At 66.5% G+C, this 14,346-nt stretch carries 6 protein-coding genes; 2 read left to right on the plus strand and 4 right to left on the minus strand.

Annotated features, from left to right (window positions below; genetic code table 11):
• Positions 1-80: 80 nt before the first annotated feature.
• Together LMQ14_RS18030 and LMQ14_RS18040 are read right to left on the minus strand one after the other, a co-directional pair.
• A complete protein-coding gene (locus LMQ14_RS18030; RefSeq protein ID WP_324291065.1) occupies positions 81-8,843 on the minus strand; it encodes a PPE domain-containing protein in 8,763 nt (2,920 codons plus the stop codon).
• A gap of 179 nt (positions 8,844-9,022) precedes the next feature.
• Entirely contained in the window at positions 9,023-9,994 is a 972-nt protein-coding gene (locus LMQ14_RS18040) for a bifunctional riboflavin kinase/FAD synthetase (protein WP_267730904.1), read from the minus strand.
• Positions 9,995-10,137: 143 nt separating this feature from the next.
• Here LMQ14_RS18040 and mntR point away from each other — a divergent pair, with 143 nt between their 5' ends.
• Positions 10,138-10,830 carry a manganese-binding transcriptional regulator MntR gene (gene mntR, locus LMQ14_RS18045; protein ID WP_267730905.1) on the plus strand — a complete coding sequence of 231 codons (693 nt, stop codon included), beginning with the start codon at positions 10,138-10,140 and terminating at the stop codon, positions 10,828-10,830.
• Positions 10,831-10,833: 3 nt separating this feature from the next.
• On the opposite strand, the gene LMQ14_RS18050 is transcribed toward mntR, so the two are convergent.
• Together LMQ14_RS18050 and LMQ14_RS18055 are read right to left on the minus strand one after the other, a co-directional pair.
• Entirely contained in the window at positions 10,834-12,099 is a 1,266-nt protein-coding gene (locus LMQ14_RS18050) for an acyl-CoA dehydrogenase family protein (protein ID WP_267730906.1), read from the minus strand.
• A 25-nt stretch (positions 12,100-12,124) separates the two neighbouring features.
• Positions 12,125-13,315 (minus strand): lipid-transfer protein, encoded by a 1,191-nt coding sequence (locus LMQ14_RS18055; protein ID WP_420714694.1) that lies wholly within the window; start codon positions 13,313-13,315, stop codon positions 12,125-12,127.
• 175 nt (positions 13,316-13,490) lie between these two features.
• Between LMQ14_RS18055 and LMQ14_RS18060 the strand changes: the two genes are divergently transcribed.
• Positions 13,491-14,345 (plus strand): SHOCT domain-containing protein, encoded by an 855-nt coding sequence (locus tag LMQ14_RS18060; protein ID WP_267730908.1) that lies wholly within the window; start codon positions 13,491-13,493, stop codon positions 14,343-14,345.
• Position 14,346 lies beyond the last annotated feature (1 nt).

Consider the following 14,346-nt stretch of genomic DNA (forward strand, 5'->3'; position numbering starts at 1 on the left):
GCGAACCGCAGCACGCGCCGATGTCGTCCGGCAGTTTAGCAGCCAAGAGGCGCCCGCCCCGAATCGTCGGCGGCGCGGTGTCAGTCGCCGACGAAGTCGAGCGCGTCGTCAAACGCGTCGAGCGCGTCTTTGAACGCGTCCCTGAACGCATCGTTGAGCGCGTCGACGTCCAGCTGCGGTTGGATTCCCGAGGTTCCCGCCAGGCCGGGTGACGACGCCGATATGCCGCCGAATCCGGGCAGGGCCGCGGGAGTCGGCGCAACCGGTGGCAGCACCCCAGGAGCGACGGTCGCGGGGCCGAACAGGCCGGTGGGGCCCGCCGAGCCGCCGGGCAAGACGGTGATGATGTTGCCGGGGCCGACGACAAAGAAGCCGCCCTGCGTGATGGGAACGGTGTTGCCCGCGTTGACGGTGAGGTAGCCGTTGACGATGAGGGTGCCGCCGTTGTCGACGAGGAGGGTGGCGGTGGCGCCGTTTCCGGTGCCGCTCACGCCGACGGTCACGGTGCCGTCGGGGCTGATGGTGAAGGTGCCGCCGTTGCTCACGGTGAGGATGCCGCCGTCGGTAAGGGTGAAGGTGCCGCCGCCGTCGACGGTGACGGTGCCGGCGTCGGCGAAGGTGCTGCCGTGGGCGACGGTCAGGGTGCCACCGGGGTTGATGGTGATGGTGCCCTGGTCCAAGACGGTGACGACACCGCTGGGGTCGACGGTCAGCGTGCCACCGTCGGCGACAACGCCGCCGGGCGTGATGGTCAGGCCACCGCCGTCGACTGCGAGGGTGCCCCCGGGGTCGATGGTCACTGTGCCGCTGTCGATCAGGGCCCCGTTGGGGTCGACGGTCAGGAGACCGCCGCCATCGACGGTCAGGGCGCCGCCGGGACTGACGGTCACGCTGCCGCCGCTGTCGACGTCGAGGGTGGCGCCGGAGTCGACGGTCAAACTCCCCGCGTCACTCAGGACACCACCGTGGCTGACGGACAGCGTGCCACCGGCGTCGACGTCGAGGGTGCCGTTGACGTTCAGAGTCCCGGCGTTTTCGACGGTGAGGGCGCCGGCGTCGTTCAAGGCGCCGCCGGCATCGACAGTAAGGGTGCCGCCGTCGTTGAGGATGCCGCCGTTGGCGATGTCGAGGGTGGCGGTGTCGTTGACGGTGAGGACGCCGTAGTCGCTGAGGGTGCCGCCGGGTTGGATGGTGAGGCTGCCGCCATCGGTGAGGCTGCCGGTGCTGTAAACGGTCAGGGTTCCGGCGTCGTTGAGGGTGGCGCCGGGGTCGACGGTGAGGATGCCGTAGTCGTTCAGGGTGCCGCCAGGTTGGACGGTGAGCGCGCCATCGTTAGTGAGGGTGCCGGCATTGCTGAGGGTGCCGTAATCATCGAGCGTGGCGCCGGGTTGAACGGTGAGGCTGCCGTCGGCGGTGACATTAAAGGTGCCGCTGTTGGTCAGGGTGCCGGAGTCGGTGAGAGTGCCGTAATCGTTGAGCGTGCCGCCGGTGTTGATGGTCAGGTTGCCGTTGTTGGTGAGAACACCGCCGTCGTTGAGGATGCCGCCGCTGTTGACCGTCAGAGTGCCGTAGTCATTGAGCGTGGCGCCGGGTTGCACGGTGACCGTGCCGCTGTTGGTCAGGATGCCGCTGTCGTTGACAGTGCCGCCGGTGTCGATCCAGAGCTCGCCGCCGGTGTCGACCGTGAGAGCGCCACCGTCATTGACGGTGAGGGTGCCGCTCTCGTCGTAGAAGCCGCCGGTGTCGATGGTGAGGCTGCCGCCGTTGGTGAGGTTGACTGCCCCGCTGTTGTACAGGGTGCCGCCGTCCGTCAGCGTTCCGCCGTCGTTGAGGACGGCTCCGGTGGCGATGTGGAATGTGCCGCCATGGTCGACGCCCAGCGCGCCCTCATTGGTAAGGGTGCCGTAGTCCCAGAGGGTGCCACCGGATTGCACGGTGAAGCTGCCGCCGTTGTCGACGGTGAGGGCGCCGGACTGGTCGACAGCGAGGATGCCCGCGTCGTTGAGGACGCCACCGGATTGAACCGTCACGGTGCCGGCGTCGGTGAGGGTGCCACCGTCGCCGACGCTGATGGCGCCACCGGAATCGACGGTGAGAGTGCCGCCGCCGTCGACGCTGAGCGTGCCGCCGTCGGTGACGCTGAGGCTGCCCGCGTCGGTGAGCGTGCCACCGCTGGAAACGGTCAGGCTACCGCCGTCGTCGAGTGTGCCGGTGCTGTAGACGATCATGGATCCGGCCTCGTTGAGAGTGCCGCCGGGGTGGATGTTGAGTACACCGCCGTTGCCCAGGCCGACGTTGTCGTTGAGGGTGCCGAAGTCGTCGAGTATGCCGCCGTTGTCGATGAACAGGTGGCCGCCGTTCGTGAGGGTGCCGCCGTTGTTGATGGTGAGACTGCCCGCATCGTCGAGAGTGCCACCGACATTGACGTTGACGGTGCCGGCGTCGGTGAGGGTGCCACCGTTGTAAACGGTGAGGTTCCCGCCGGTATCGACGGTGACGGTGCCGGCGTGGTCGACGGTGAGGGTGCCGAGGTCGTTGAGCCCGCCGCCGTTGGTGATGTTGAGGGTGCCAGTGTCGTTGACGGTGAGGGTGCCGTAGTCGTTGAGGGTGCCGGCGTCGTTGAGAACCGCGCCACTGTTGATGTTGAGGCTGCCGCCGTCGTTCAGGATGCCGCCGGCCTGGATGTCGACGGTGCCGTAGTCATCAAAGACGCCGCCGTTGACGTTCAACGTGCCGGCGTCGTTGAGTTGGCCACCGGTTTGGACGATGAGACTGCCACCGTCGTCGACGGTGACGGTGCCGCCACTGTGGACGAAGACGCCACCGCTGTTGGTGAGGGTGGCGGCGTCGTGAACGCTCAGGGAGCCGCCGTCCTCGACGTCGACGACGCCGGGGCCGTCGACATTGAAGGTGCCGCCGTCGTCGAGGACGCCGCCGTTGTAGACGGTCAGGAATCCGTCCTCGTTGAGGGTGGCGCCGGGATGGACGGTGAGGGTGCCGTAATCGTCGAGGGTGCTGTCAAAGTTGACCGTGAGGGTGCCGTAGTCGTCGAGGACGCCACTGGACTGGACGGTCAGGGCACCGGCGTCGTTGAGGGTCCCGGCGTCGGTGACCGTAAGAGTGCCGCCGCTGTTCACGGTGAGGGCGCCGCCGTTGTCGATGGTCACGCTGCCGTCGCCGACGGTCAGGGTGCCCCCGGAGTCGACCGTGAGGGCACCGCCGTCGGTGAGGCTGCCGCCGTTGCTGACCGTGAGGGAGCCGCTGTCGGTGAGCGTGCCGCCGGCGTTGACGGTAAGGCTGCCGGAGTTGGTGACGCTGAGGGTGCCGTTGTTGGTGACAGTGCCACCGTCGGAGACGGTGAGGGAGCCGCCGTCGGTGTAGGTGCTCCCGCTGTCGATCGTCAGGGTGCCTTGGTCGGTGACGGTGACGGTGCCGGCGTCGGAGGTGAGCGTGCCGCTGTTGGTGAGAGTGCCGCCGTCGTCGAGAGTGCCTCCGGGGTTGACGGTCAGGGCACCGTTGTTGGTGAGGGTGCCACCCGAGTCGACGCTGATGTTGCCGTAGTCGGCGACGATCCCGTTGTTGGTGAACGTGCCGTAGTCGGCGACGACGCCGTTGTTGGTGAGAGTGCCGCCGTTGGTGAAATTGCCGTAGTCGAATAGGGTGCCGCCGTTATTGAGAGCGCCGCCGTCGTCGACGGTGAGGGTGGAGAAATTGGTGAGGGTGCCGTTGTTGGTGAGCGTGCCGCCGCCGTCGACGGTAAGAGTGCTGGCGTCAATGAGGCTGCCGCCGTTGTCGACCGTCAGGGTGCCGCCATTGGTGACGGTGAGGGTGCCGGCGTCGGTGAGGGTGCCGCCGTTGCTGACGGTGAGGGTGCCGCCATCGGTGAGGGTGCCGCCGCTGTTGATGGTGAGCGAGCCGCCGTCCGTGAGGGTGCCGCCGTTGGAGACGGTAACTGTGCCGCTGTCGATGGTGAGGGCGCCGTCGTTGGTGAAGGTGCCGCCGTTGTTGACGGTGAGGATGCCATCGTTGGTGAGGGTGGCGCTGTCGTTGACGGTGAGGTAGCCGGCGTTGTGGACGGACAGGGTGCCGTCATTGGTCAACGTGCCGCCGCTATTGATGGTGAGGGTGCCGTAGTCGTCAAGAATGCCGCCGCCGTGGACGGTGAGCGTCCCCTCGTTGGTAACGGTGCCGGCATTGGTGAGAATGCCGTAATCGTCGAAGGTGCCGCCGGTGTCGACGGTCAGGGTCCCATCACTGCTGACGGTCAGGGTGCCGCTGTTGGTGAGGGTGCCGGAGTCGGTGAGGGCGCCGTAATCGTTGAGGGTGCCGGCGGGATTGACGGTCAGGGTGCCGTCACTGTTGACGATCAAGGCGCCGCCGTCGTTGAGCGTGCCGCCGGCGTTGACAGTCAGCGTGCCGTAATCGTTGAGCGTGCCGCCGTTGGTGACGGTCAGGGTGCCGCTGTTGGTAAGGATGCCGCCGTCGTTGAGAGTGGCGCCGGTTTCGACGTAGACCTCGCCGCCGGTGTTGACCGTGAGGGCGCCCCCGTCATTGACGGTGAGGGTGCCGCCATCGTCGAGGAAGCCGCCGGCGTCGACGGTGAGAGTGCCGCCGTCAGTGACGTTGATAGTCCCGCCGTTGGACAGGGTGCCGCTGTCGGTGAGCGTGCCGCCGTCGTTAAGGACGGCGTCGGACAAGACGTAGACGGTGCCGCCGTGGTCGACCGTGAGGGTGCCGCTGTTGGTAAGCGTGCCGTAGTCGTAGAGGCTGCCGCCGGATTGCACGGTGAGGGTGCCGCCGTCATTGACCGTGAAGACGCCCTCGTTGTTGAGGATGCCGGCCTCGTTGAGGGTGCCGCTGTTGGTGAGGGTGGCATCGGGGTAGACGGTCATGTTGCCGGTACTGCCGTTGGTGAAGGTTCCGCTATTGGTGATGCTGGCGTCGGAGTAGACGTTCAGCCCCCCGTTGTTGGCGAATTGGCCACTGTTGATGAAGGTGCCGGAATCGAGGAGGGTCCCGTTGCTGGTGAAGCTGCCGCCGTTGGTGAAGGTGCCGCCTTGTGTGATCTCGATGAAGCCGCCAGCGTCGGTGGTGACCGTACCGCTGGCGTCGACGTTGAAGGTGCCGCCATCGACGAGAGTGCCGCCGTTGCTGATGGTCAGGCTGCCGCTGTCGGTGAGGGTGCCGTTGTTGATAAGTGCGGCCCCATCACTGACCGTGAGGGCGCCGTTGTCGGTGAGGATTCCGCCGTTGCTGATGCTCAGGGTGCCGCTGTCGGTGAGGGTTCCGCCGGAGCTAACGGTCAGGGTTCCGCCGTCGGTGACGGTGCCGCCGCTATCGACGGTCAGGGCGCCCCAGTCGGTGAGGGTGGCGCCGTTATAGACGGCGAGGATGCCTTCGTTGTTGATGGTCATGGTGCTGCCGGGACCGACGTAGATGCTGCCGTAGTCGTTGAGGGCGCCGCCGTCGGTGACGGTGAGAGTGCCGGGGTTGACGCCCAAGATGTCGCCGTCGTTGAGGACGCCGCCGGAGCTGACCGTGAGGTTGCCGGCGTCGGCGAGGGCGCCGTTGTTGGTAAGGACACCGCCGTTTTCGATGGTGAGGCTGCCGCCGTTGTCGATGGTGAGCGGGATGCCGCTCTGGACGGTCAGGGTCCCGGCGTCGTTGAGGGTGGCACCGCTCTGGACGGTGAGGGCGCCGGCGTCGTTGAGAGTGCCGCCGCTATCGATGGTCAGGCTGCCGGCGTCATTCAGCGTGCCGCCGCTCGAGACGTTAAGGATCCCGTCGTCATTGACGGTGAGAGTGCCGGCGTTGTCGAGGGTGCCACCGGTTTGGACGGTCAGGGTGCCTGCATCGTTGAGGGTGCCGCCGCTTTGGACGGTCAGGCTGCCGGCGTCGTTAAGGGTGCCCCCGGATTGAACGGTCAGGGCGCCGGCGTCATTCAGCGTGCCGCCGCTCGAGACGTTAAGGATGCCGTGGTTATTGACGACGAGGGTGCCGGCGTCGTTAAGAGTGCCGCCGGATTGGACGGTCACCGTACCGACATCGGTCAGCGTGCCACCGGTTTGGACGTTCAGGGTGCCGGCGTCGTTGAGGGCGCCCCCGGTATAGATGTTCAGACTGCCGGAGTCGTTCAGGACGGCACCGCTCTGGACGGTCACGATGCCCTGGTTATTGATGATGAGGGTGCCGGCGTCGTTCAGGGTGCCGCCGGATTGGACGGTCAGAGTGGCGGCATCGTTGAGCGTGCCACCGGTTTCGACGGTCAGAGTGGCTTGGTTGTTGACCGTGAGGACGCCGGCGTTGGTGAGGGTGCCGCCGTTGTTGACGGTGACCGTGCCGGCGTCATTGAGGGTGCCGCCGGCTTGAACAGTGAGAGCTCCAGCGTCGTTGAGAGCGCCCCCGGTCTGGACGGTCACGGTGCCGTGATTGCTGACGATGAAGGTGCCGGCCTCGTTGAGAGTGCCTCCAGTTTGGACGGTCACGGTTCCGGCATCGTTCAGCGCGCCGCCGCTATTGACGGTCAAGGTGCCGCCGTCGGTGACGGTGACGGCGCCGGAGTCGTTGATAGCGCCCCCGGTTTGGACGGTCAGGGTGCCGCCGTCGTTAACGGTGACGGTGCCGTTCGATGTGACGCCCAAGGTGCCGCTGTTGGTGAGGTTGCCACCGTCGTTGATCGTGACCGCGCCGGCGTCGTTGATCGTCCCGCCGGTCTGCACGTTGAGCGCGCCGGAGTCGGCGAGGGTGCCGCCTGGATTGACGGTCATGGTCCCGGCGTCGTTGAGGGTGCCGCCGGTTTGCACGGTGAGCGTGCCGGCGTCGTTGAGGGTACCGCCGGTGTTGACGGTGACTGTGCCGCCGTCGCTGACGGTGAGCGCGCCGTTGGACTGAACGGTCAGCGTGCCGCTGTCGGCGAGGGTGCCACCGTCGTCGACGGTGATCGTGCCGGCGTCGGTGAGGGTCCCGCCGGTTTGGACGTTGAGGGTGCCGGAGTTGGTGAGGGTGGCGCCGTGATTGACGTTGAAGATCCCGGCGTCGTTCAGGGTGCCGCCAGTTTGGACGTTGAGGGTGCCGACGTCGGTGAGGGTGCCAGCTCTGGTGAATGTGCCGCCGGTGGTGCCCTGATAAACGTTGAGAGTGCCCCCGGACTGGACGTTCAGGGTGCCGGTGTCGGTGAGGACGCCGCCGGTGGGGTTGGTGGCGGTGCCGTTGAAGACATTGATCGTGCCGGCGTCGTTAAGTGTCCCGCCGGTCGGGACGTTGAGGGTGCCGTAGTCATTCAGGACGCCGCCGTTGACATTCAGCGTGCCGGAGTCGGTGAGGGTGGCGTTTTGGCTGACGGTGAGGGTGCCGCCGTTGATGTTGAGGGCACCGCCGGTGTTGACGGTGAGGTGGCTGGTGGCACTGATGTTGATAGTGCCGGCGTCGTTGAGGGTGCCGTCGGGGCCGACCGTGATGCCGCTAGCGACGTTGATGTTGACGGTGCCGTAGTTGCTCAAGGTGCCGGTGTTAGTGATGGTGCCATTGTTGGTGAGCGCGATGGAGCCGCCGTCGTTGACGGTCAGGGCGCCGCCGTTGGTGAATGTGCTGCCACTGTTAACGGTGAGGGTCCCGCCGTTGGTGAGCGTGCCGCCGTTGATGGCGGTGCTGCCATTACTGACGGTCAGGGTCCCGCTGTTGGACAGGGCGCCGTCGGGGCTGACGGTCAGGGTGCTGCCACCGTCGACAGTGAGGGTGCCACCGTTTGTCAGGGTGCCGTCGGCGCTGACGGTGAGGCTGCCGCTATTGAGGTTGACAGTGCCGCTGTTGGTGAGGGTGCCGGCATTGGTAAGGGTGCCCGGACCAGTGACGGTGACGGTGCCACCGTTGGTAAGAGTGCCGCCGGTAGGGATGGTGAGAGTGCCGGCGTTGGTGAGGACACCGCCGGTGTTGACGGTGAGGGTGCCAGCGTTCGTAAGGGTGCCGGCATTGGCAAGGGTGCCGCCGGTGTTGACGGTGAGGGTGCCCGCGTTGGTGAAAATGCCGCCGGTTTGGACGGTGAGGGTGCCGCCGGTGTCAACGGTGAGAGTGCCGCTGTTGCTGAGGGTGCCGCCGAAGCCGACGGTGATCGACGTGTACGTTCCGCCGGGACCGACGGTGACGGTTTCGCCCGAGCCGATGGTGAAGGTCTGGCCAGAGCCAATGGTGAGGTTTCCGTTGGCGTCGACGGTTCCGCCGTTGGCGGCGGGCTGTGCCAGCTGGGTCAGGTTTTGGGTTTCGGCCTTCGCCGTGTCGGCCGCGCTCTGCGCCACCGCGCGAGTCTGAGCATCCTGCCCGCTGTCGTTGGTGGTCTGCGGCGGTTCGTCGTACGAGGTCAAATCGCCGGCGGCCGACGCGTCGACGGCATAGCCGTACATCGCGGTCGCGTCCTGGACCCACATCTGCATGTACTCGGCCTCGGTGGCCGCGATCGCCGAGGTGTTCTGCCCAAAGAAATTCGTCGCCACCAACGCCGCCAACTGCACCCGGTTGGCCGCGATCAGCGGCGGGGGCACCGTCATCGCGAACGCCGCCTCATACGCCGCCGCGGCCGCATACGCCTGAGCCGACGTCTGCACAGCCTGGGCGGCACTGGCTTCCAGCCAGGCCACATAGGGCTCGGCCGCCGCCGACATCGCTATCGACGACGGGCCCACCCACGCCTGGCCCAGCCCGGAGATCTGCGCGGAATACCCGGTAGCGGCGGACTCCAGTTGGGCGGCCACCGCCTCCCAGTTCGCGGCCGCCTCCAGCATCGGCCCCGACCCGGGGCCGGTGTACATGAGTTCCGAATTGACCTCAGGCGGCAGCAACCCAAAATCCACGACAGCTCCCCTTATATGGCGTGTTGAGAGTCGGCACAGCTCAGCCCGTGCAGCGAAACTAACACGGAACCCAAGTGATCACTTAGTAAATAATCCGACAGACTTAAGAAAACCAAGTGACCACTTGATTACGTCGGCTGAAAGATCCGGCTGGGCGCGACGGCGCCGCCCGCGCGCGCTCAGTCGGAGAGCAGGTTGCGGGTCCGGTCGGTGTCGGCGGCGATCGCCTCCACCAGTTCCTTCACCGAATCGAACCTGTGCTGTCCGCGGATGCGGGCGACGAAGTCCAGGGCGACATGCTGCCCGTACAGGTCGGCAGTGGTATCGAGGACGAACGCTTCGACGGTGCGGGTGCGTCCGGAGAACGTCGGATTGGTGCCGACGGAGACGGCGGCCTGATAGCGCTCGCCAGGGACGACGGTTCCCGTCACCGGCCCGTGCCCGAGCACGGTGAACCAGGCGGCATAGACGCCGTCGGCCGGGATCGCCGAGTACATCGGCGGCGCTACGTTCGCGGTGGGAAAGCCCAATTCGGCCCCCCGCCCGTGACCGCGGACCACGACGCCTTCGACGCGGTGCGGGCGGCCCAGTGCCTCGGTGGCCGCCACCATGTCGCCGGCGTCCACGCAGGAGCGGATATAGGTCGACGAGAACGTCACGGTCTCGTTGCTGAGGTGCTCGGACAGCAGTGACATCGACTCCACCGCGAACCCGAACCGCTCACCGGCCTTCCGCAGGGTGCCAACGTTGCCCAGCGCCTTCTTGCCGAAGGTGAAGTTCTCCCCCACCACGACCTCGACGACGTGCAGGTTCTCCACCAGCAGCTCGTGGACGTAGCGCTCCGGCGTGAGTTTCATGAAATCCGTGGTGAACGGCATCACCAGGAAGACGTCGACACCCAATTCCTCGACGAGCTCGGCACGCCGGGTCAGGGTGGTCAGCTGCGCCGGGTGGCTGCCCGGATAGACCACTTCCATCGGATGCGGATCGAACGTCATCAGCACCGCCGGCACGTTGCGTGCCCGCCCGGCTTTCACTGCGTGCGCAATCAATTCGGCATGACCGCGGTGCACGCCGTCGAACACCCCGATCGTGAGCACGCATCGGCCCCAGTCAGTGGGGATCTCATCTTGGCCGCGCCACCGCTGCACGACCGCAAGCCTACGGTGCACACCGACCCGACGCGCCGTAGGATCCCGATTCCGCAGCACCGGCGTGCGCGTTTCGCGATATCGACGCCGACTGTGCCGGTCAGCACGCCACACCAGACGTAGATTGCCTAAACTTTTCGGTTGTGAGGGCTGACGAAGAGGCTGGCGGTCTCACCGCGGTCGGCCAGGACTATCTCAAGGTCATCTGGAATGCCCAAGAGTGGTCCGTGGAAAAGGTGAGCACCAAGATGCTGGCCGACCGGATCGGGGTGTCGGCCAGCACGGCCTCGGAGTCGATCCGCAAACTCGCCGAGCAGGGGCTGGTCCACCACGCGAAGTACGGCGCGGTGACCCTGACCGACGCCGGCCGGCGTGCGGCGCTGGGGGTGGTGCGCCGGCACCGGCTGCTGGAGACCTTCCTGGTCAACGAGCTCGGATACGGCTGGGACGAGGTGCACGACGAGGCCGAGGTGCTCGAGCACGCGGTATCGGATCGGCTGGTGAACCGCATCGACGCCAAGCTGGGATTCCCGCAGCGCGACCCGCACGGCGACCCCATCCCGGCGTCCGACGGCCAGGTGCCCACCCCGCCGGCGCGACAGCTGTGGGCGTGCGGCGAGGGCGAAACCGCGACGGTCGCCCGCATCTCCGACAAGGACCCGGAGATGCTCCGGTATTTCGACAGCGTCGGGATCAACCTCGACTCGCGGCTGCGGGTGGTGACCCGACGTGAATTCGCCGGCATGATCTCGGTCGCGATCGAAGCGGCCGACGGCGCCGAGATCACCGTCGACCTGGGCAGTCCGGCCGCCCGGGCAATCTGGGTCGTCGCCTAGCCTTCAGTCCGCCAGCAGACCCTTGGCGATGTGGGTGACCTGCACCTCGTTGCTGCCGGCGTAGATCATCAGCGACTTCGCATCGCGGGCCAGCTGCTCGACCCGGTACTCGGCCATGTAGCCGTTGCCGCCGAACAACTGCACGGCCTCCATCGCCACCTCGGTGGCCGTCTCTGAGGAGTACAGCTTGACGGCCGACGCCTCGGCCAGCGTCAGCGGCTTGCCGGCCTGCTGGCGTTCGATGGTCATGAACACCATGTTCTGCACGTTCATCCGGGCGACTTCCATCTTGGCCAGCTTCAGCTGGATCAGCTGGAACTGCCCGATGTTCTTGCCCCACAGCGTGCGGGTCTTCGCGTAATCCACACAGAGCCGGTGACATTCGTCGATGATGCCCAGCGCCATCATCGCGATCCCGATCCGCTCGGCGGCGAAATTGTCGCGGGCGCTTTCGCGTCCGTCCCCGCTGGCGTGCTGCTCGTTTTCGCCGAGCAGCCGGTCCGGGCTCAGCCGCACGTTGTCGAAGAACAGCTCGCCGGTTGGCGACGACATCATGCCCATCTTCTTGAACGGCTTGCCCTGCGTCAGGCCTTCCATCCCCGCGTCGAGCACGAACACCAGCACCGGCCGGTTGCGTTTGTCCACCTTGCCATCCGGAGACGCATCGCCCTCGTCCAGCTTCGCGTAGACGACCAGCACGTCGGCGTAGGGCCCGTTGGTGATGAAGGTCTTCTGCCCGTTGAGGATGTAGTCCTGTCCGTCGCGCTTGACGTAGGTCTTCATGCCGCCGAACGCATCCGAACCGGAGTCCGGCTCGGTAATCGCCCACGCCGCAATCTTTTCCAGCGTCATCAGCTCGGGCAGCCAGCGCTCTTTCTGGGCCAGCGTGCCGCGGCTCATGATGGTCGCCGCGCCCAGGCCGAGGCTGACCGATGCGGTGCTCAGCAATCCGATACTGACCCGCGCGATTTCGGAAACCAGCACCGCGACCATGGATTGCTGGCCGCCCATGCCGCCCGAATCGTCTGCGCTGTCCCGCTTTTCGCCCCTGGGTTCACCGCTGGCCTTGGCACGCTCGCGGTCCAGCATCTTCTTGACCGACTCGGCGGCCATGGCGTCGAGGCCGAACTGGCTGAAAAACTTCCGCGCGATCGGATACGGCGACAGCGCACCGGTTTCCAGTTCGTCCAGATGAGGGCGGATTTCCTTGTCCACGAACTGACGAACGGCATCCCGCATCATCACGTCGGTGTCGGACCACTCGATCATTGCACTCCCCCCGGCCGCTTAGCGCTCAGCGCTCGGCCCGCTGGTACGCGGTGACGACCGCGGCGCCACCCAGCCCGATGTTGTGTTGCAGTGCGGCGCTGACGTTGTCGACCTGACGCTTGTCGGCCAGGCCGCGCAGCTGCCAGTTCAGTTCGGCGCACTGCGCCAGCCCGGTCGCACCCAGCGGGTGACCCTTGGAGATCAGGCCACCGGACGGGTTGACCACCCAGCGTCCGCCGTAGGTGGTGTCGCCGTTGTCGATCAGCTTGGCCGCCTCACCCTCGCCGCACAGACCGAGGGCTTCATAGAGCAGCAGCTCGTTGGCCGAGAAGCAGTCGTGCAACTCGATCACCTGGAAGTCCTCCGGGCCCAGACCGGACTGGTCGTAAACTCGTTGCGCCGCTTGCACATTCATGTCGTAACCGATGAGTCCCTTGGCGCTGCCGTCGAAGGTGGACTTGAAGTCGGTCGTCATGGCCTGTCCGACGATCTCCACCGCCTGGCCGGCCAGTCCGTGGCGGTCGACGAATCCCTCCGAGGCCAGGATCGCCGCACCCGAACCGTCCGACGTCGGCGAGCACTGCAGCTTGGTCAGCGGGTCGTAGATCATCTTCGCGCCCAGGATGTCGTCGAGGGTGTACTCGTCCTGGAACTGCGCGAACGGGTTGTTCACCGAATGCTTGTGGTTCTTGTAGCCGATCTTGGCGAAGTGCTCGGCGGTGCTGCCGTACTGCTTCATGTGCTCGCGCCCAGCCGCGCCGAACATCCACGGCGCCGCCGGGAAGGCGAACTCGCTGATCTCGGCCATCGCCTTGACGTGCTTGTCCATCGGGTTGGTGCGGTCTTCGTAGGTCGTCGCCAGCGATCCGGGCTTCATCTTCTCGAACCCCAGCGCGATCGTGCAGTCGGCCAATCCGCCGCGAATCGCCTGTGCCGCCATGAACAACGCGGTGGAGCCGGTCGAACAGTTGTTGTTGACGTTGACGATCGGGATGCCGGTCAGGCCCAGTTCGTAGAGTGCGCGCTGCCCCGCGGTCGACTCACCGTAGACGTAGCCGACGTAGCCCTGCTCGATCTCGCTGTAGTCGATGCCCGCGTCTGTCAGCGCGTTGGTCCCCGACTCCCGCGCCATGTCCGGGTAGTCCCAGCCCTCGCGGCGGCCCGGCTTCTCGAACTTCGTCATGCCGACGCCGATGACATAAACCTTGTTGGACATCTTGCTGGACATTTATGCCCCTTCCGAACGGTAGGCCGCCTAGTCATCCCAGTGTGCAACGCGGCCCAACCAACCGCTCGGCCGGGACCCGCTAGAGCGTCGCGGTCGTCCCCTGCTCATTACCGCCCCGCCTGCGTAGGCTCGGATGAAGACCCACAACGAAAGACTCATGACTATGAAGGCAACGGTTACCCCGGACGCCGCCCACGCCATCGCGGACATCGCCCAGCGCCACGGGCTCTCTCAAGAAGCGGTGTTGTCCATGCTGGTTGCGCTGCGCGCCGGTGGCGGCACCATGGCCCAGTTCTCCATTCCCGAGCTCGGCGGCGGCGGGCAATGGATGCGCGGCGGCATGACGATGGTCGGCGACATGTTCGACAACGCACTCAAGGCCCGCGTCGACGCCCTGTGCAACGAATTGGCTCAGCTGCTTGCCACCACCGCGGTATTTCCACCCTCGACCGCGCACGCCGAGGCGGGGCTGTTCGGTTCGAACAACTGGTGGCCCGCCGATCTCGGCGTCCCCAGCTCCGCGGGCGGACAGAACGACGTGCGCTACGCGTTCTTCCCCGGCAGTCGGCGGCTGGCGATCCAGATCGGCGGTGTCACAAGGGTTTTCGATACCGGTGAGCACCACATCGGTGGCGTGCAACAGCAGCAGGGCGGCGGGTACGGCTCGGTGATCTTCACCAGCCAGCTGGGCACCTTCGGGGTGTCCAGCTTGCGGGACCTGGGTGTGCAGCAGGCGGCGCACAGTTCGGGCGCGACGCCACCCCCGGCCGCGGCCCAAGCCGCAGCGCACCCGCCGCAATACCAGTCGCAGCAGCAATCCGGCCCGCCGCCACAGTTCGTTCCCGAGATGCCGCGGTCCGCACCGGAGGCACCGCCGGCCAAGCCCCCCTCCGCCGGGTCCGAGGATCCCGCGACCATCGTCGCGGCCATCGAATCGCTCGCCGGGTTGCACCAGCGCGGCATCCTCTCCGACGAGGAGTTCAGCACGAAAAAGGCCGAACTGCTCGGCCGACTCTGAC

Source organism: Mycobacterium sp. Aquia_213 (genome assembly GCF_026625985.1).
In the GTDB taxonomy this organism is placed as follows: Bacteria; Actinomycetota; Actinomycetes; order Mycobacteriales; family Mycobacteriaceae; genus Mycobacterium.

Excerpts from the sequence above, each read along its gene's own strand:
- LMQ14_RS18050 (WP_267730906.1), bottom strand. The coding sequence starts at position 12,099 with ATGATCGAGTGGTCCGACACCGACGTGATGATGCGGGATGCCGTTCGT.
- LMQ14_RS18055 (WP_420714694.1), bottom strand. The coding sequence starts at position 13,315 with ATGTCCAACAAGGTTTATGTCATCGGCGTCGGCATGACGAAGTTCGAG.
- LMQ14_RS18060 (WP_267730908.1), top strand. The coding sequence starts at position 13,491 with ATGAAGGCAACGGTTACCCCGGACGCCGCCCACGCCATCGCGGACATC.